Source organism: Variovorax sp. GW823-FHT02B07, from assembly GCF_058797695.1.
This window is the reverse complement of sequence record NZ_JBXAJX010000001.1, coordinates 885030-902936: the sequence shown is the minus strand read 5'-3', so window position 1 is coordinate 902936 and position 17907 is coordinate 885030. Positions and strand designations below refer to the sequence as shown.

The 17907-nt window shown below is 70.2% G+C and carries 16 protein-coding genes; 15 read left to right on the top strand and 1 reads right to left on the bottom strand.

The window, feature by feature from the left end:
- Positions 1-210: 210 nt before the first annotated feature.
- Complete coding sequence (locus AC1RGU_RS04225; RefSeq protein WP_492694954.1) at positions 211-1233, top strand: alpha/beta fold hydrolase; 1023 nt, start codon at positions 211-213, stop codon at positions 1231-1233.
- 23 nt (positions 1234-1256) lie between these two features.
- On the opposite strand, the gene AC1RGU_RS04220 is transcribed toward AC1RGU_RS04225, so the two are convergent.
- Positions 1257-2168, bottom strand: coding sequence for a formate dehydrogenase accessory sulfurtransferase FdhD (locus AC1RGU_RS04220; RefSeq protein ID WP_492694952.1), 912 nt, complete (start codon positions 2166-2168; stop codon positions 1257-1259).
- 82 nt (positions 2169-2250) lie between these two features.
- Between AC1RGU_RS04220 and AC1RGU_RS04215 the strand changes: the two genes are divergently transcribed.
- The 14 genes from AC1RGU_RS04215 (at position 2251) to AC1RGU_RS04150 (ending at position 17742) form a co-directional block, all read left to right on the top strand.
- Entirely contained in the window at positions 2251-2841 is a 591-nt protein-coding gene (locus AC1RGU_RS04215) for a DUF3305 domain-containing protein (protein WP_095744485.1), read from the top strand.
- Positions 2834-3457 (top strand): DUF3306 domain-containing protein, encoded by a 624-nt coding sequence (locus AC1RGU_RS04210; RefSeq protein WP_492694949.1) that lies wholly within the window; start codon positions 2834-2836, stop codon positions 3455-3457. The genes AC1RGU_RS04215 and AC1RGU_RS04210 overlap by 8 nt, the downstream gene beginning before the upstream one ends.
- Complete coding sequence (locus AC1RGU_RS04205; RefSeq protein WP_492696441.1) at positions 3417-5495, top strand: 4Fe-4S dicluster domain-containing protein; 2079 nt, start codon at positions 3417-3419, stop codon at positions 5493-5495. The genes AC1RGU_RS04210 and AC1RGU_RS04205 overlap by 41 nt, the downstream gene beginning before the upstream one ends.
- Complete coding sequence (locus tag AC1RGU_RS04200) at positions 5492-6109, top strand: TorD/DmsD family molecular chaperone (protein ID WP_070059791.1); 618 nt, start codon at positions 5492-5494, stop codon at positions 6107-6109. Before AC1RGU_RS04205 ends, AC1RGU_RS04200 begins: the two co-directional genes overlap by 4 nt.
- A 119-nt stretch (positions 6110-6228) precedes the next feature.
- The gene (locus tag AC1RGU_RS04195; RefSeq protein ID WP_070059792.1) at positions 6229-6453 is read left to right on the top strand and encodes a formate dehydrogenase; all 225 of its coding nucleotides are present in this window, start codon (positions 6229-6231) and stop codon (positions 6451-6453) included.
- Positions 6454-6462: 9 nt separating this feature from the next.
- Positions 6463-9438: a formate dehydrogenase subunit alpha gene (locus tag AC1RGU_RS04190; protein ID WP_095949992.1), complete on the top strand. Its 2976-nt coding sequence runs from the start codon at positions 6463-6465 to the stop codon at positions 9436-9438.
- A 9-nt stretch (positions 9439-9447) separates the two neighbouring features.
- Positions 9448-10068: a formate dehydrogenase FDH3 subunit beta gene (gene fdh3B, locus AC1RGU_RS04185; protein WP_062470938.1), complete on the top strand. Its 621-nt coding sequence runs from the start codon at positions 9448-9450 to the stop codon at positions 10066-10068.
- Between the two features lie 14 nt (positions 10069-10082).
- Positions 10083-10316, top strand: a complete 234-nt coding sequence (locus tag AC1RGU_RS04180; protein WP_062470980.1) for a hypothetical protein — start codon at positions 10083-10085, stop codon at positions 10314-10316.
- A 12-nt stretch (positions 10317-10328) separates the two neighbouring features.
- Positions 10329-11585, top strand: a complete 1257-nt coding sequence (locus tag AC1RGU_RS04175) for a formate dehydrogenase subunit gamma (protein ID WP_492694946.1) — start codon at positions 10329-10331, stop codon at positions 11583-11585.
- Entirely contained in the window at positions 11582-11971 is a 390-nt protein-coding gene (locus AC1RGU_RS04170; RefSeq protein WP_487850021.1) for a hypothetical protein, read from the top strand. Before AC1RGU_RS04175 ends, AC1RGU_RS04170 begins: the two co-directional genes overlap by 4 nt.
- Before the next feature lie 152 nt (positions 11972-12123).
- A complete protein-coding gene (locus AC1RGU_RS04165; protein ID WP_492694943.1) occupies positions 12124-13377 on the top strand; it encodes a molybdopterin molybdotransferase MoeA in 1254 nt (417 codons plus the stop codon).
- Entirely contained in the window at positions 13374-15293 is a 1920-nt protein-coding gene (locus AC1RGU_RS04160) for a molybdopterin biosynthesis protein (protein WP_492694941.1), read from the top strand. The genes AC1RGU_RS04165 and AC1RGU_RS04160 overlap by 4 nt, the downstream gene beginning before the upstream one ends.
- 48 nt (positions 15294-15341) lie before the next feature.
- Entirely contained in the window at positions 15342-16172 is an 831-nt protein-coding gene (locus AC1RGU_RS04155) for an ABC transporter substrate-binding protein (protein ID WP_492696440.1), read from the top strand.
- A 76-nt stretch (positions 16173-16248) separates the two neighbouring features.
- Positions 16249-17742 carry an ABC transporter permease gene (locus AC1RGU_RS04150; protein ID WP_492694939.1) on the top strand — a complete coding sequence of 498 codons (1494 nt, stop codon included), beginning with the start codon at positions 16249-16251 and terminating at the stop codon, positions 17740-17742.
- Positions 17743-17907: the final 165 nt, after the last annotated feature.

Genomic DNA, 17907 nt, shown 5'->3' with positions numbered 1-17907 from the left:
CGCTCGCCGCGCAACGGGCATTGCGTATGCCTGTGTATCCCGGCCCGACATCGACACACCACGTTTCGTTGAAGCGGTCTTGCGCGCCTGCGTTTGAAATTTAGTGTGGCCGGAACCGGCGCGGATACAGAGGCATACACAAGCCGATCAGCAGGTGGGTTTCCCCCCGAACAATCGCGCCGTCCCCCCTTCGCATCCCAGGAGATTTCCATGACCGCCTCCCCCTCGCTGCCACGCCGTGCGTTCCTCGGCAAGGCCGCACTCGGCCTCGCCGCCACGCAGCTGACATCGATCGTTCCCGCTTTCGCCCAGTCCGCCAGCGCAGGCGGCGCCCGTCGCCTCGAACCCCTCAGGAGCATCGACGCCGGCAGCCTGCGCATCGGGTATTACGAAGCCGGCCCGGCCGACGGCGCGCCGGTGATTCTTCTGCACGGCTGGCCCTACGACATCCACATGTTCGTCGACGTCGCGCCGCAGCTGGCCGCCGCGGGCTTTCGCGTGATCGTGCCGTACCTGCGCGGCTACGGCACCACCCGCTTCCTGTCGGCCGACACGCCGCGCAACGGGCAGCAGTCGGCGGTGGCCGTCGACATCATTGCGCTGATGGATGCGCTGAAGATCCCCGTCGCCACCGTGGCCGGCTGCGACTGGGGCGCGCGCACCGCGTGCATCATGGCCGCGCTGTGGCCCGAGCGCGTGAAGGCGCTGGTGTCGGTCAGCGGCTACCTCATCGGCAGCCAGGAGGCCGGCAAGGCGCCGCTGCCGCCGCAGGCCGAACTGCAGTGGTGGTACCAGTACTACTTCGCGACCGAACGCGGCCGCGCGGGCTACGAGAAGAACCGCCACGACTTCGCCAAACTCATCTGGCAGCTCGCCTCGCCGAAGTGGAACTTCGACGCCGCCACCTTCGAACGCAGCGCCGTCGCCTTCGAGAACCCCGACCACGTGGCGATCACGGTGCACAACTACCGCTGGCGCCTCGGCCTGGCCGAGGGCGAGGCGAAGTACCAGGCGCTGGAGAACCGGCTCGCCCAGGCGCCGGTGATCGGCGTGCCGACCATCACGCTCGAAGGCGACGCCAACGGCGCGCCGCACCCGGAGCCCAGCGCGTATGCGAAGAAATTCTCGGGGCGCTACGAGCACCGGCTGGTCAGCGGCGGCATCGGCCACAACCTGCCGCAGGAGGCGCCCGAGGCGTTCGCGAAGGCGGTGATCGACGTCACGCGCGGGTAAGGCTCGGGTAGCCGCGCAGCCCCTCAGTCGGCGACGAGCGCCTGCGCCAGCGGCTCGGCGTCGAAGCGCTCGAACCCGCAGTAGCACAGGAAGTGGCGGTTGGCCGCGCGGCCGAACAGCGTCATGCCGAGCTTCGTGGCCAGCTCGTGCCCCATCGCGGTGACGCCGTTGCGCGAGACGACGATCGGCACGCCCATGTGGGCCGACTTCATCACCATCTCGCTCGTCAGGCGGCCCGTGGTGTAGAAGACCTTGTCGCCGCCGTCGATGCCATGCACCGCCATCCAGCCGGCGATGGTGTCGATGGCGTTGTGCCGTCCGACGTCTTCCGCGAACACCAGCATCTCGGTGCCACGGAACAGCGCGCACCCGTGCACCGACCCGGCATGCCGGTGCACGCTGTTGCGCGATTTCATCTGTTCGAGGATGCGCGCCAGCGTGCCCTGCGCGATGCGTGCCGACTGCGCGGCCGGCAGCCGCACGGCGCCGATCTGCGCCATGGCGTCGCCGAAGACGGTGCCTTGTCCGCAGCCCGTGGTCACGACCCGGTGCGCGGTTTTTTCGGCGAGGTTCGCGATGCCGCGGTGGGTCTTCACGGCGGCCGCCTCCACGCTCCAGTCGACGTCGATGCTCTCGACCTCGTCGGCGCGCCGCACCAGGTCCTGGTTGAGCAGGTAGCCCAGCACCAGCAGTTCGGGCGCGGCGCCCAGGGTCATCAGCGTCACGAGTTCGCGCTTGTCGACGAAGACGGTCAACGGCCGCTCCGCCGGGATGTCGATGTCGCGGCGCTCGCCGTGCTGGTCGACGATCTCGATGCGGCGCAGCAGCGGGCCGCGCGCCGGGTTCAGGCGCGGCGCGCCGGCGCGCCGGGGCAGCGGGACCGCATCGAAAGCCAGCGGTGTCTCGTCTTCTGCGTCGTCTTCACGTGGGGCCATGCGGAATCCTACGCCACCGCTGCGAGCGGAGCGCGAAGGGGTACTGCTCGCAGACGGGCGCGCCATCGGCTATGGTTCGTTCATGCCTTCTTCGGACACTCCCGCGACCGCGCCCACCGGCCGCCCGACGCTCGACGTCGCGGTGGTCATGCGCCGCGAACGCCTGCACGGCCCCTCGAGCCACTGGCAGCCCTGGCGCTGGACGCTCGACAGCGTGCTGCCCGACGAGCCTGGCTTCGGCACCGAGCCGCGCCTCCTGCGCGACGACGACGGCGAGCAGCACTGGCTGCACCCCGGCTTCCAGGTCGAGCTGTACCGCGACGAGGCCGAGGGCTACCACCTCAACGCGATCACGCCGACTCCGTGCTGGTTCGTGCTGTGGCGCATGGACGAAGAGCCCACGCTCGCGCCGCTGCCCATTCCGCGCCCGGTGGTGGTCACGCTCAGCTACTACGAGGCCGGCCGCTGGCTCGATGCGCAGGAAACCGTGGAACAGGTGCCGGCGCCCGCGGAGGTGGTCGACTGGGTGCGCGCCTTCGTCGACGAACACTACGTGGTCGAGCCCAAGCGCCGCCGCCGGCCCGAGAGCTTCCGCTCGCTGGTCGACCGCTTCGGCAACGCCGCGAGCGTGACGACCGAGAAGAAACGCGGACGGGGCGCGGGCGATGTCTGAAGGTTTCCTGGGACGCTGGTCGCGCCGCAAGCAGGAGGTGCGCGCGGCCGAGGCCGCCGTGGAAGAAAAGACCCTGCCGGCCGTGGAGCCCGTTGCGGCGCCGGTGCCGGTGCCAGCACCCGCCGCGCTCGCCGAGCCCCCCGCCGCCGAAGGCGAGCAGGAAGCCGCGCCGCCGCTGACGCTCGCGGACGTGGATGCACTGGACATCGGGTCCGACTTCAAGCCCTTCCTCACGAAGGAGGTCGCGCCCGAGGTCAAGAACGCGGCCTTCCGCAAGCTCTTTGCCGATCCGCATTTCAATGTGATGGACGGCCTGGACACCTACGTCGACGACTACTCCCAGTCCACCCCCGTGCCCGAGAGCGTGCTGCGCCAGATGGCCAGCGCCAAGTTCCTCAAGCTCTTCGACGAAGACCCCGAAGACATTCCCCCGGAAACCCCCGACGACGCCGAAACGTCGGACGTGGCACAGTCCCAGGGTTCCGAAACGCTTCCCAGCCCGCCGGTTGCCGCGATGCAACCCGCCAGCCAAGAAACCGATGACCACCACGCTGATTTGCGACTGCAACCAGACGATGCCGCTCGAGCCGAAGACGCTCGGCGCGGCACTGGCTGAAACCCTCCCGCTGCATTCGTCGCTGTGCCGCCGCGAGGCGACCTCCTTCCAGCGCGCCATCCAGTCCGGCGACGACGTCGTGGTCGCCTGCACCCAGGAAAAACGGCTGTTCGGCGAACTCGCCACGCAGACGCCCAACGCCACCTCGCCGATCCGCTTCATCAACATCCGCGAGACGGGCGGCTGGAGCCGCGACGCGAAAAGCGCGATGCCGAAGATCGCCGCGCTGCTGGCCGCCGCCAGCCTGCCCGAGCCCGACCCCGTCTCGACCGTGAGCTACACCAGCCAGGGCCGGCTGCTGATCATCGGCGCGCTCGACGCGGCCGAACGCGCCGCGGCGCTGGTCGGCGACACGCTCGACGTCACCCTGCTCGCGCAGGGCCCCGGTGCAGACGGTGGCGCCCAGGCGCGCCGCTGGCCGGTGATCGCCGGGCGCATCGATTCCCTCACCGGCTGGCTCGGCGCCTTCACGCTGCGCTGGACGCGCGACAACGCGATCGACCTCGACCTGTGCACCCGCTGCAACGCCTGCGTGGTCGCCTGCCCCGAGCAGGCCATCGGGCTGGACTACCAGATCGACAGCGCGCGCTGCACCTCGCACCGCGACTGCGAGCGCGCCTGCAGCGTGGCCGGCGCCATCAATTTCAGCCGCGCGCCGCAGGCGCTCGACGCGGCCTTCGACCTCGTGCTCGACCTCGGCACCGCGCCACAGATCGACTGGCACGCGCCGCCGCAGGGCTACTTCCACCTGCCCGGCGGCGTCGCGCAGGCCGAGGGCCTGCAGACGCTGCTGCGCCTGCGCGAGCTGGTGGGCGAATTCGAGAAGCCCAAGTTCTTCGACTACAAGCAGAAGCTGTGCGCGCACAGCCGCAACGAGGTGGTCGGCTGCAACGCCTGCGTCGAGGTGTGCTCGGCCCATGCCGTGAGCAGCGACCCGCAACGCCAGCGCATCGTGGTCAACCCGAACCTGTGCGTCGGCTGCGGCGCCTGCACCACGGTGTGCCCGACGGGCGCGCTGGGCTACACCTACCCGCGCGCGCCCGACCAGGGGCTGAAGCTGCGCAAGCTGCTCAGCACCTATGCCGCAGCGGGCGGGCGCGATGCGGCGCTGCTGCTGCACAGCCAGGAAGGCGGCCAGGCGCTGCTCGAACAGCTCGGGCGGCAGGCGCAGCTGGGCAAGGCGCAGGGCGTGCCGGCGCGCGTGATGCCGCTCGACCTCTTTCATGCGGCGAGCACCGGCATCGACCTGTGGCTGAGCGCCGTCGCCTTCGGCGCCTCGCAGGTCGCGGTGCTGTGCACCGGCGAAGAGGCGCCGCAGTACCTCGCGGCGCTCAAGCAACAGAGGGACGTCGCGCAGGCGCTGCTGCTCGGCCTGGGCTACACCGGCACGCACTTCCACGTGATCGAGGCCGATTCGCCCGCTGTTCTGGACGCCGCGCTGGCCGGCCTGCGCACGACCACGCAGCGCGTGCCGGCCACGGCCGCCCGCTTCGCCGTCGGCGCCGACAAACGCGACCGGCTCGAGATGGCGCTGGACCACCTGATGGGCGCGGCCCCGGCCCTGCAGGCACCCGCCGAGGCCCCGCTGGCGTTCGCGCTGCCGGCCGGATCGCCGCTGGGCGCCGTCGCGGTCGACAAGGACAAGTGCACGCTGTGCCTGGCCTGCGTCAGCGCCTGCCCGTCGGGCGCGCTGCTGGACAGCCAGAGCGCGCCGCAGCTGCGCTTCATCGAGAAGAACTGCGTGCAGTGCGGCCTGTGCGAAACCACCTGCCCCGAGGACGCCGTCTCGCTCGTGCCGCGCCTGCTGGCCGCGCCCGAGCGCAAGCAGCAGGTGCTGCTGAACGAGGCCAAGCCCTGGGCCTGCATCCGCTGCAGCAAGCCCTTCGGCACGCAAAAAGCCATCGAGGCCATGCTCGGCAAGCTGGCCGGGCATGCCATGTTCCAGGGCGAAGCGCTGGAGCGCCTCAAGATGTGCAGCGACTGCCGCGTCATCGACCTGTACAGCGCCACCAACGAAGTGAAGATCGCCCCGCTATGAGCCAGACCTTTCCCGCCACGTCCGCGCTCGACGAGGAGGTGGCCCGGGCCGAGCTCTATGGCCTGCTCGCGCGACTCTGGTACGCCGCCCCCGACGCCGAGCTGCTGGCAGCCTTCCAGGTCGCGCCCACCGAGGCGCCGGCCGCGGGCGCCTTCCTGGAAGAGCCGTGGCGCCAGCTGGTCGGTATCGCGCGCGACACCGACGCGGCCGCCGCGCACGAGGAATACGACGCGCTCTTCGGCGGCATCGGCAAGCCCGAGGTCTTCCTGTTCGGCTCGCACTACCTGAGCGGCTTTCTCAACGACAAGCCGCTCGTGCAGCTGCGCCACGACCTCGACAAGCTGGGCCTGGCGCGCACCGAGACCACCTACGAAACCGAGGACCACATCGCCTGCCTGTTCGAGGTCATGCGCTACCTGATCGCCGGCGAGGACGTGGCCGTGGCCAACCTCACGCAGCAGCAGGCGATGTTCTCCAGACACGTCCAGCCGTGGCTACCCGCCTTGTGCGATGCTGTGTTGCAGCATCCGAAGGCGCGGTTCTATGCGGCGCTCGCCGCCTTCACCCGCGCATTCGGCGACGTCGAGGCGCAGGCCTTCGACATGCTGGACTGAGAAGGTGTGAACGAATGCGAGGGGTATTCAGGTTGCTCACACCTTGTTGCTGGTCTAGTATCCACAAGGCCGACCGGGTTTCCCCTCTCTCGTCGCGCCCAGCCACTCCTGGAGTCAATATGCAGGACAGCCAAAACACCGGCATCAAGCCGGCCTCCCGCCGCGGATTCTTCATCGGTGCCGCCACCGCCGGCGCCGCCGCGGTGGCCGTCACGTCGCTGCCAAACATGGCCGAGACACCCGTCGCCGCCGTCGCCCCCTCTTTGCCGCCCCCGCCCGAAAACGGCGGCGGCTATTCCCTGAGCGAACACGTCAAGCGTTACTACGCCACCACGTCAGCCTGAGGAGACCCCGTGCTTCTGACCAGAAAATCCCCAGGCACCGCGAGCCCGCGGGCCTCCGACGCATCGCCCTTCGTTCACAGTCTGCGGCGCGGCCTCGCGAACGCCCTGCCGACCATGGACCGGCGCGCCTTCCTACGGCGCTCCGGCCTCGGCGTCGGCGTGGGCCTGGCGGCCAGCCAGCTCACGCTGATCCAGAAGGCCAAGGCCGCCGACGGCCGGCCCACGGCCATCGGCGCCGGCAAGATCGAGGTGAAGCGCACCGTGTGCTCGCACTGCTCGGTCGGCTGCGCGTCCGACGCGGTGGTCGAGAACGGCGTGTGGGTGCGCCAGGAACCGGTGTTCGACTCGCCCATCAACCTGGGCGCGCACTGCGCCAAGGGCGCGGCGCTGCGCGAGCACGGCCACGGCGAGTACCGCCTGCGCTATCCGATGAAGCTCGTGAACGGCAAGTACGAGCGCATCAGCTGGGACACCGCGCTCGACGAGATCACCGCCAAGCTGAAGGAACTCACCAAGGCCAGCGGCCCCGACGCCATCTACTGGATCGGCTCGAGCAAGCACAGCAACGAGCAGGCCTACCTGCTGCGCAAGTTCGTGAGCTTCTTCGGCAGCAACAACTGCGACCACCAGGCGCGCATCTGCCACTCGACCACGGTCGCGGGCGTGGCGAACACATGGGGCTACGGCGCCATGACCAATTCGTACAACGACATGCGCAACGCGAAGATCGCGATGTACATCGGCTCGAACGCGGCCGAGGCGCACCCCGTGAGCATGCTGCACATGCTGCATGCCAAGGAAAACGGCTGCAAGATGATCGTCGTCGACCCGCGCTTCACGCGCACGGCGGCCAAGGCCCACGAGTACGTGCGCATCCGCTCGGGCTCGGACATCGCGTTCCTGTTCGGCATCCTGCACCACATCTTCAAGAACGGCTGGGAAGACAAGCGCTACCTCAACGACCGCGTCTACGGCATGGAAGAAGTGCGCGCGGAAGTCATGAGCAAGTGGACGCCCGACAAGGTCGAGGAGGCCTGCGGCGTGAACGAGGCGCAGGTGCTGAAGGTCGCGACCATGCTGCACGAGCACCGCCCCGGCACCGTGGTGTGGTGCATGGGCCAGACGCAGCACAGCATCGGCAACGCCATCGTGCGGGCCTCGTGCATCCTGCAGCTGGCGCTGGGCAACGTGGGCACCTCGGGCGGCGGCACCAACATCTTCCGCGGCCACGACAACGTGCAGGGCGCGACCGACGTCGGCCCCAACCCCGATTCGCTGCCGGGCTACTACGGCCTGGTCGAAGGCTCGTGGAAGCACTTCGCCGCCACCTGGGGCGTGGACTTCGAATGGATCAAGGGCCGCTTCGCCTCGCCCGCGATGATGAGCAAGCCCGGCATCACGGTGTCGCGCTGGATCGACGGCGTGCTCGAGAAGAACGAGCTCATCGACCAGGACTCGAACCTGCGCGGCGTCTTCTACTGGGGCCACGCGCCCAACTCGCAGACGCGCGGCCTCGAGATGAAGCGGGCCATGGACAAGCTCGACCTGCTGGTCGTGGTCGACCCGTACCCCTCGGCCACGGCCGCCATGGCCGCGATGCCGGGCCGGCCCGAGGACGCCAACGCGAACCGCGCGGTGTACCTGCTGCCCGCGTGCACGCAGTTCGAGACCAGCGGCTCGGTGACGGCGTCGAACCGCTCGATCCAGTGGCGCGAGAAGGTCATCGAGCCGCTGTGGGAAAGCCGCACCGACCACATGATCATGCAGCAGTTCGCCGACCGCCTGGGCTTCGGCAAGGAGCTGAGCAAGAACTACAAGATGCAGAAGGTCAAGGGCATGGACGAGCCCGTGCCCGACGACATCCTGCGCGAGATCAACAAGTGCTGCTGGGCCGTCGGCTACTCGGGCCAGAGTCCCGAGCGGCTGCAGGCGCACATGCGCAACATGGCCGCCTTCGACGTGCGCACGCTGCGGGCCAAGGGGGCGGTCAAGGACAAGGTCAACGGCTACGACATCTCGGGCGACTACTTCGGCCTGCCCTGGCCCTGCTACGGCACGCCCGAGCTCAAGCACCCCGGCTCGCCGAACCTGTACGACCCGTCCAAGCACGTGATGGACGGCGGCGGCAACTTCCGCGCGAACTTCGGCGTGGAGCGCAACGGCAAGAACCTGCTGGCCGAGGACGGCTCCCACTCGCTGGGCGCCGACATCACCACCGGTTACCCCGAGCTCGACCACCTGCTGCTCAAGAAGCTGGGCTGGTGGGACGAACTCACGGAGGCCGAGAAGCCCAAGGCCGAGGGCAAGAACTGGAAGACCGACAGCTCGGGCGGCATGATCCGCGTGTTCATGAAGAACCACGGCTGCCACCCCTTCGGCAACGCCAAGGCGCGCGCGGTGGTGTGGAACTTCCCCGACGCGATCCCGCAGCACCGCGAGCCGATCTACGGCACGCGCCCCGACCTCGTCGCCAAGTACCCGACGCACGACGACAAGATGGCCTTCTGGCGCATGCCCACGCTCTACAAGACGGTGCAGCAGAAGAACATCGCCGACAAGATCGCCGAGAAGTTCCCCTACATCATGACCTCGGGACGGCTCGTGGAGTACGAGGGCGGCGGCGAGGAAACCCGCTCCAACCCCTGGCTGGCCGAGCTGCAGCAGGAGATGTTCATCGAGATCAACCCGAAGGTGGCGGCCGAGAAGAACATCCGCAACGGCGAGCGCGCCTGGGTGCACACGCCCACGGGCGCCAAGCTCAACGTGCAGGCCCTGGTGACCGAGCGCGTGGGGCCCGACACGGTGTTCATGCCCTTCCACTTCTCGGGCCGCTGGCAGGGCGAAGACCTGCTGGCCTACTACCCGAAGGGCGCGGCGCCCATCGTGCGCGGCGAGGCCATCAACACCGCCACCACCTACGGCTACGACAGCGTCACCATGATGCAAGAGACCAAGACCACGGTCTGCAACATCGAGAAAGCATAAGGAATCACCATGGCAAGAATGAAGTTCGTCTGCGATTCCGAGCGCTGCATCGAGTGCAACGGCTGCGTCACGGCCTGCAAGAACGAGAACGAGGTGCCCTGGGGCGTGAACCGCCGCCGCGTGGTCACGCTCAATGACGGCCTGCCGGGCGAGAAGTCGATCTCGGTGGCCTGCATGCACTGCTCCGACGCGCCCTGCATGGCGGTGTGCCCCGTGCAATGCTTCTACCGCACCGACGAAGGCGTGGTGCTGCACGACAAGGACGTGTGCATCGGCTGCGGCTACTGCTCGTACGCCTGCCCCTTCGGCGCGCCGCAGTTCCCCTCGCAGGGCACCTTCGGTGCGCGCGGCAAGATGGACAAGTGCACCTTCTGCGCCGGTGGCCCCGAAGCCAACGGCTCCGAAGCCGAGTTCGAGAAGTACGGCCGCAACCGCCTGGCCGAAGGCAAGCTGCCGGCCTGCGCCGAGATGTGCTCGACCAAGGCCCTGCTGGCCGGCGACGGCGACGTGGTGGCCGACATCTTCCGCACCCGCGTCGTGCACCGCGGCACGGGCGCCGAGGTCTGGGGCTGGGGTACGGCCTACGGCTCGCAGCAGGCCGGCACGCCGCCCACCGGAGGTACCAAGTGAAGCGCGCGGTCGTGATGCTCGTCGCGCTCGCCTCGGGCGCGATGCTGCTGGCGGCCTGCAGCGAGAAGCCGCAGACGAATGCCGAGGGCGTCAAGCACGACGCGGTGCCCTGGAGCGGCACGGGCACGCAGGCCAACACCGGCACTGCCTTCACCGCGCCCGGCTGGAAGGTGGGCGACAAGACGGCGTGGGAGCAGCAGATCAAGACGCGCTCCAACGGCCAGAACGAGTACACCCGAGAAAACTGAACCGGAGGCCGCATGAGCGTCACCATTCGCACCAGGCACGCGCTCCACGCGCTGCTGGCGACCGCGCTCCTGGGCTGGGCGGCGGTGGCGCCGGCCCAGGAGGCCAAACCGGCCGCGAGCGGCGCCGTGACCGCATCGCCCGCCCCTGCTTCGCCTGCCGCAGCCGCGGCTGCGGCACCGAAGGCCGAGGGCGGCATCCGCAGCCAGAACATCTTCGACGTCAAGCCCGAGGCCAGCGCCGACCCCAACTACCTCAACCAGACCAACGGCGAGCGCAACAAGGTGCAGCCCGGCAACAACGCGCCGATGTGGCGCCAGGTGAGCGGCGGCGTCACCGGCTACAGCAGCCTGCCGGTGAGCCAGGCGCCCGAGGCCGGCAACCTGATCCAGCGCTTCGTGCAGTACCCGGGTTCGCGCTTCACCAACGCGGGTGAGGCCTGGCGGCAGGTGCGCAACGACTGGATCATTCCGTACGGCGCGGCGCTGCTCTTCGTGACGCTGCTGGCGCTGGCCATCTTCTATTTCACGCGCGGGCCGATCCGCCTGCACGGCACCGAAACCGGCCGCAAGATCGAGCGCTTCACGCCCTTCGAGCGCGCCACGCACTGGTCGAACGCGCTGGCCTTCGTCACGCTCGCGATCTCGGGCATCGTGATGGCCTTCGGCAAGTTCTTCCTGCTGCCGGTGCTGGGCAGCACGCTGTTCGGCTGGCTCGCCTACGTGCTCAAGACGGTGCACAACTTCGTGGGGCCGCTGTTCGTGGTGACCACGCTGTTCATGATCTTCACCTTCATCCGCAGCAACTGGCCGAGCAAGGACGACTTCACCTGGCTGCGGCACGGCGGCGGCCTGTTCGGCGGCAAGGAGCCCGCGTCGCACCGCTTCAACGCCGGCGAGAAGGCGGTGTTCTGGGGCGGCGTGCTGTTCCTGGGCAGCATCGTCATCGCCTCGGGCCTGTTCCTGGACAAGTTGCTGCCCGGCTTCGTCTACACGCGCGGCGAGATGCAGATCGCGCACATGGTGCACGCGGTGGCCACGCTGCTCATGATGGCGATGATCATGGGCCACATCTACATCGGCACGCTGGGCATGGACGGCGCCTACAAGGCGATGCGCGAAGGCTATGTCGACGAGGCTTGGGCGCGCGAGCACCACAAGCTCTGGTACGACGACATCCAGGCCGGCAAGATCCCCGCGCAGCGCTCGCAACCCGCCGGCGTACCCGAGCCCGCACGGCCGGTGACGGCGCAGCAAGGAACCTCCGCATGAAGCACACGCTGACCCTTCTTCTGTGCGCACTCGCTGCGACCTCCGCTGTCGCCAAACTCCCCCCGCCCACGCCGGAAGCGCAGGCCAAGGCCGCTGAGACCGCGGCCCGCACCGCGTGGAGCGCCAAGACCGACGGCTACCTGCTGTGCAAGTCACAGGACCAGGTCGCCGCCAAGTACCGCGCCAGCGCACAGGCCGCCGGCAAGCCGGCACCGGCCGCGGTGGCCACGCCGCCCTGCGTGGACCCGGGGCCTTACGCCGCCGCCCCCAAGGTTGAAACCAAGCCCATCGAGGCATCGGGCGCCCACTCCCCGGCCCCCACGGCCGCGTCGCCGCCGAGTTCGAACCAGACCTCGGCGCAGACGAATCCTGCACCCAAGAAGTAAGCCGGCGACGCACCGCGCGTGCGCGGACGCGGCTGAAGAAAAAGCGACCGCAAATGGCCAGCCGGCAAGGTCCGGCACGCCCGCTCTTGTGCATGGCTGTCGGGTGCCATGCCCGACCACGCCGGCGACCTCCAACTTCTATACTGGCCCCGATGCCCACACCCGAACGAACTGCCTCGACCGATGTGCGTATGCGCGGCTTCACGCAGCGCGCCGAGGTGCCCACCGCCCTCGCCTGGATCGACGCCCACACGCCCTTGCTGCCCGGTGAATCCGTGGCCGTCGACGAGGCCACGGGGCGGGTGCTGCTGCAGGAGGTGATCGCGCCCATCGCGGTGCCCGAGTTCGACCGCGCGGCCATGGACGGCTATGCGCTGCGCGGCGGCGAGACCACGGGGGCCGGCGAATACAACCCGCTCGAATTTCCGATCGCGGGCCACGCCTGGCCCGGCCGCCCCTTCGAAGGCGAGGTGCCCGCGGGCACCGCCATCCGCATCATGACCGGCGCCCCGGTGCCGCGCGGGCTCGATGCCGTGGTGCCCGCCGAGTACGCGAGCGAGCAGGACGGACGCCTGGCCATCACGCGCGCCGTCGCGCCGGGCCAGCATGTGGGCCACGTCGGCGAAGACATCGCGCGCGGCAGCACCGCGCTGGCCGCCGGCCGCCGCCTGCGCCCGCAGGACGCGGGACTGGCGGCTTCACTGGGCCTGGCGCAGTTGCAGGTGGTGCGCCGGCCGCGCGTGCGGCTGCTCGTCACCGGCAACGAGGTGCGCGCACCCGGCACGCCCAAGGGCCCGAGCGAAATCTACGACGCCAACTCCGTGACCTTGCGCGGCCTCGTGGCGCGCGACGGCGGCCTGCTCGAGTCGCACCAGCGCCTGGGCGACGACCCGCAAATCATCGCGCAGGCCCTGGCCGCTCCCGGCGCCGATGTGGTGCTCATCTCCGGCGGCTCCAGCGTGGGCGCCGAGGACCACGCGCCGCGCCTGCTGGCCGAGCTCGGCGAGCTGGCGATCCACGGCATCGCGATGCGGCCCTCCAGCCCGGCGGGCATGGGGCGCATCGGCGACACGCTGGTGTTCCTGCTGCCGGGCAACCCGGTCTCCTGCCTGTGCGCCTACGACTTCTTTGCCGGGCGCGCGATCCGTCTGCTCGGCGGCCGGCCCGCCGACTGGCCCTACCCGCGCACGCGCGCCACCGTGGCGCGCAAGATCGTCTCGCAGGTGGGGCGCGTCGACTACGTGCGCGTGAAGATCGGCGCCGACGGCGTGGAGCCGCTCGCGCTCTCGGGCGCCTCGGTGCTGAGCTCGACCACGCGCGCCGACGGCTTCGTGATCGCCCCCGCCGAAAGCGAAGGCTTCGGGCCCGGGACCGACGTCACTGTTCATCTGTACGAGTGCCTGTGAAAGCCCAATCGCAATTTCTCGATGTCGTCACGCGGGACGAGGCCGAGCGCCGCTTCCGCGAACACCTGCGCCTCGCGCCGCTGGGCCGCGAGACCGTTCCCCTGCACGCGGCGCTGGGCCGGGTGCTTGCCGACGACGCGGTCGCCGCCATCGACGTGCCCGGCTTCGACCGCTCCAACGTCGACGGCTTTGCCGTGCAGACCGCCGACACCTGGGGCGCGATGGAAGAACAGGTCCGCGCGCTGGCCCTCGTGGGCGAGACGCTCGCACCGGGCATCGTGCCGCAGCGCGAAGTGACGCCCGGGTGCGCCACGGCGATCGCCACCGGCGGCATGCTGCCGCGCGGCGCCGACGCGGTGGTGATGGTGGAACACACCGACCTCGACGGCGGCAACGTGCAGGTGCGCCGCGCCGCCACGGCCGGCGAGAACGTCAGCTACGCCGGCACCGACATCGCGCGCGGCGAAACCGTGCTGCGCGCCGGCCAGGTGCTGAGCTCGCGCGAGATCGGCGTGCTCGCGGCACTGGGCCTGGCCGAGGTCGCCGTGTGGCGCAAGCCGCGCGTCGCCATCTTCTCCACCGGCAACGAGATCGTCGCGCCCGGCGCGCCGCTGCCCACGGGCGCGGTGTACGACTCCAACGCCGCCATCATCGGCGCCGCGGTCGAGGAACTGGGCGGCGAGCCGGTGCGCCTGGGCGTGATCCCCGACGACGAGGCGCTGCTGTCGGCCGCGCTCGCGCGGGGCCTCGCATGCGATGCGGTGGTCTTCTCGGGCGGCACGTCCAAGGGCGAAGGCGACCTGTCGTACCGCGTGGTGGCCGCCCTCGGCGACCCGGGCGTGGTGGCGCACGGCGTGGCGCTCAAGCCCGGCAAGCCGGTGTGCCTGGCGGTCACGGGCGGCAAGCCGGTCGTGATCCTGCCGGGCTTTCCGACCTCGGCGGTCTTCACCTTCCACGAGTTCCTGGCGCCCGTGATCCGCGCCTTCGCGGGCCGGCCGCCGCAGCGGCACGCGCACGTGGCAGCCACACTACCGATGCGCGTGAACTCCGAGCGCGGCCGCACCGAGTACCTGCTGGTGGGCCTGGTGCCCACCGACGACGGCGTGGCCGCCTACCCGATGGGCAAGGGCTCGGGCTCGGTCACCACCTTCAGCAGCGCCGACGGCTTCATCACCATCGGCCAGCACACCGAGATCGTCGATGCCGGCGCCCCCGTGCAGGTGCAGTTGCTGGGCCAGGGGCTGGACGCCGCCGACCTGATCTTCATCGGCAGCCATTGCGTGGGCCTGGACTGGCTGGCCGGCGAGCTGATGCGCCAGGGCATCCGCATCAAGGCCATGAACGTGGGCAGCACGGGCGGGCTGATGGCCGCCAAGCGCGGCGAATGCGACGTGGCCGGCATCCACCTGATGGACCCGGCGACGGGCGTCTACAACCGGCCGCTGCTCACGCCGGGCCTCGAACTGGTGACGGGCTACGGCCGCATGCAGGGCGTGGTCCATCGCCCCGGCGACACGCGCTTCGAGGGCCTGGACGCCGCCGCGGCCATTGCCGCCGCGACCGCGCAGCCCGGCTGCACCATGGTCAACCGCAACGCCGGCAGCGGCACGCGCATCCTCATCGACCGCCTGCTCGGCGGCGCGCAACCGCCCGGCTACGGCGTGCAGACCAAGTCGCACAACGCGGTGGCGGTGGCCGTGGCGCAGCAGCGCGCCGACTGGGGCCTGGCCATCGACACGGTCGCGCGGCAGTACGGGCTGGGCTTCATTCCCGTGCAGGAGGAACGCTACGACTTCGTGGTGCCCCAGGCACGGCTTGGGCGCGCGCCAGTGCAGGCCTTCATTGCGTTGCTGCAATCGGCCGCGGCGCGCGAAGCGCTGGGCCGGCTCGGCTTTCGCGTCGACGCCGCAGCCTGATGGCCGAACCGCTTCTTTCTTTCACTCTCGAGGACTGACACGATGACGATGGCTTCGCGCAGACGCTTCACCCTTCTCGCCCTCGCCGGCGCACTTGCTGGTGCGCTGCTCGCGCCGATGGCGCACGCCCAGGACAAGTTCATCGTGCTGGCCTCGACCACCTCGACGGAACAGTCGGGCCTGTTCAAGCACCTGCTGCCGCAGTTCACCAAGGCATCGGGCACCGAGGTGCGCGTGGTGGCGGTGGGCACGGGCCAGGCGCTGGACATGGCGCGCCGCGGCGATGCCGACGCGCTGTTCGTGCACGACCAGCCCGCCGAAGAGAAGTTCGTTGCCGAAGGCTTCGGCCTGCCGCGCCGCCCGGTCATGTACAACGACTTCGTGCTGATCGGGCCCAAGTCCGACCCGGCCGGCGTGCGCGGCAACGACATCGCGGCGGCGCTCAAGCGGCTGGGCACCACGGGCGGCGCCTTCGTCTCGCGCGGCGACAAGAGCGGCACGCATGCGGCCGAGCTGCGCCAGTGGAAGCTGGCCGGCATCGACCTCGCCGCCGCCAAGCCGGCCGGCTACAAGGAATGCGGCTGCGGCATGGGCCAGGCGCTCAACATCGCGGCGTCGACCAACGCCTACGTGCTGTCCGACCGCGGCACCTGGCTCAACTTCAAGAACCGCGCCGACCTGGGCATCGTGGTCGAGGGCGACAAGCAGCTGTTCAACCAGTACGGCGTGATCGTCGTGAACCCGGCCAGGCACCCGCACGTGAAGAAGGACCTGGCGCAAGGCTTCTCCGACTGGGTCGTGTCGCGCGACGGGCAGGCCGCCATTGCCGCGTACAAGATCGGCGGCGAGCAGCTCTTCTTCCCGAACGCGGGCCAGTGAACGGCGCGCCGGTCGATGACGGTGCCAGGCTGTGCAATGCGCACGGCCTCGCGTCGGCGATGAAAGCCGTCTCTCGATGAACACCGTGACCGAAGGCTGGGCGCTGGCCTGGCACCTCATCACCAGCGCCGACCCCGAACTCGTGCGCATCACGGCGCTCTCGCTGCAGGTGAGCGCCACGGCCTGCCTGGTCGGCGCGCTGTTCGGCCTGCTGCTGGGCGCCTGGCTCGCGGTGGCGCGGTTCCCGGGGCATGTGCTGGCCGTGTGGCTGGTGAACACGCTGCTGGCCCTGCCCGCCGTGGTCGTGGGCCTGCTGGTGTACCTGCTGCTCTCGCGCTCGGGGCCGCTGGGCGAACTGGGCATTCTTTTCACGCCGTCGGCGATGGTGGTGGCGCAGAGCGTGCTCGTCACGCCGCTGATCGCCGCGCTGTCGCGCCGGCTCGTGATGGCGGCGCTGGCCGACGGCGGCGACCAGCTGCGCTCGCTGGGCGGCGGGCCGCTCGCCACCGCCCTGCTGATGCTGGTGCACGACCGGATGGGCGTGGCCACCGTGCTGCTCACGGCCTTCGCGCGGGCCATCGCCGAGGTGGGGGCCGTGATGATCGTCGGCGGCAACATCGCCGGCGTCACGCGCGTGATGACCACCACCATCGCGCTGGAGACCAGCAAGGGCGACCTCGCGCTGGCCCTGGCGCTGGGCATCGTGCTGCTGGCGGTGGTCGGCGCGGTCAACGGCGCCATCGGGCTGCTGCAATGGCTGGCCACGCGCCCGCTGAACGCTGCCCCGCCGGCGAAGCCGCGCGCGATGCGCCGCGCGCTCGCCCCGCACACGCCGGCCGTGGCCGGCACGGTGCCGCTGATCCGGCTCGAGCGCGCCACGGTGCGCTTCGGTGCGCTGGTCGCGCTGGACGAGGCCTCGCTGACCCTGCACCGGGGCGACCGGCTCGTGCTCGTGGGCGCCAACGGCTCGGGCAAGACCACGCTGCTGCGGCTGCTGCACGGCCTGCTGCCCTGCGAAGGGCGCTGCGAGCGCCTGCCGCTGCGGCCCGAAGGCCGCCTGCCGCGCGCGGCCATGCTGTTCCAGCGCCCCTTTTTGCTGAGCCTCTCGGTGTGGCGCAACGTGTGGGTGGGCCTGTGGCTGGCGGGCGTGCCGGCCGCCGAGCGCAGCGAGCGTTGCGGCCTGGCGCTGGCGCGCGTGGGCCTGCTCGAACATGCCGAGCGCTCGGCGCGTTCGCTGTCGGGCGGCCAGCAACAGCGCCTGGGCCTGGCGCGCGCCTGGGCGCTGCAGCCGGACATCCTGTTCCTGGACGAGCCCACGGCCAGCCTGGACCCTGGCGCCAAGAACGAGATCGAGGCCCTCATCGAAGAGGTCGCCCACAGCGGCGTGACGATCGTGATGAGCACGCACAACCTCGGGCAGGCCAAGCGCCTGGCCACGCGCGTGGCGTATCTTCAAGCGGGGCACATCGTGGTCGAGCGGCCCGTGGCGAGCTTCTTCGATTCGGACGATCTGCCGCCCGAGGCGGCCCAGTTCCTGCAGGGCGAGCTGGGCTGGTACCTTCAGCCCTAGCGCCGGCGGGCGGGTCGGCGGTTCCGCGCCCCTCGCCTTCGCTTACACGGCATCCCGATCCAGCGAGGCAAAATACCGCGATGGAAATCACTGTCGCGGTCTCGCTGCCGACACGCCTTCCTTCCGGGTCTGGGCGCGGCCATTTCTTTCGCCTGCACAGAGACC

What these genes read in the sequence shown, in the direction of transcription:
- AC1RGU_RS04225 (WP_492694954.1), top strand. Translation starts at nt 211, where the DNA reads ATGACCGCCTCCCCCTCGCTGCCACGCCGTGCGTTCCTCGGCAAGGCC.
- AC1RGU_RS04220 (WP_492694952.1), bottom strand. Translation starts at nt 2,168, where the DNA reads ATGGCCCCACGTGAAGACGACGCAGAAGACGAGACACCGCTGGCTTTC.
- AC1RGU_RS04215 (WP_095744485.1), top strand. Translation starts at nt 2,251, where the DNA reads ATGCCTTCTTCGGACACTCCCGCGACCGCGCCCACCGGCCGCCCGACG.
- AC1RGU_RS04210 (WP_492694949.1), top strand. Translation starts at nt 2,834, where the DNA reads ATGTCTGAAGGTTTCCTGGGACGCTGGTCGCGCCGCAAGCAGGAGGTG.
- AC1RGU_RS04205 (WP_492696441.1), top strand. Translation starts at nt 3,417, where the DNA reads ATGCCGCTCGAGCCGAAGACGCTCGGCGCGGCACTGGCTGAAACCCTC.
- AC1RGU_RS04200 (WP_070059791.1), top strand. Translation starts at nt 5,492, where the DNA reads ATGAGCCAGACCTTTCCCGCCACGTCCGCGCTCGACGAGGAGGTGGCC.
- AC1RGU_RS04195 (WP_070059792.1), top strand. Translation starts at nt 6,229, where the DNA reads ATGCAGGACAGCCAAAACACCGGCATCAAGCCGGCCTCCCGCCGCGGA.
- fdh3B (WP_062470938.1), top strand. Translation starts at nt 9,448, where the DNA reads ATGGCAAGAATGAAGTTCGTCTGCGATTCCGAGCGCTGCATCGAGTGC.
- AC1RGU_RS04180 (WP_062470980.1), top strand. Translation starts at nt 10,083, where the DNA reads ATGCTCGTCGCGCTCGCCTCGGGCGCGATGCTGCTGGCGGCCTGCAGC.
- AC1RGU_RS04175 (WP_492694946.1), top strand. Translation starts at nt 10,329, where the DNA reads ATGAGCGTCACCATTCGCACCAGGCACGCGCTCCACGCGCTGCTGGCG.
- AC1RGU_RS04170 (WP_487850021.1), top strand. Translation starts at nt 11,582, where the DNA reads ATGAAGCACACGCTGACCCTTCTTCTGTGCGCACTCGCTGCGACCTCC.
- AC1RGU_RS04165 (WP_492694943.1), top strand. Translation starts at nt 12,124, where the DNA reads ATGCCCACACCCGAACGAACTGCCTCGACCGATGTGCGTATGCGCGGC.
- AC1RGU_RS04155 (WP_492696440.1), top strand. Translation starts at nt 15,342, where the DNA reads ATGGCTTCGCGCAGACGCTTCACCCTTCTCGCCCTCGCCGGCGCACTT.
- AC1RGU_RS04150 (WP_492694939.1), top strand. Translation starts at nt 16,249, where the DNA reads ATGAACACCGTGACCGAAGGCTGGGCGCTGGCCTGGCACCTCATCACC.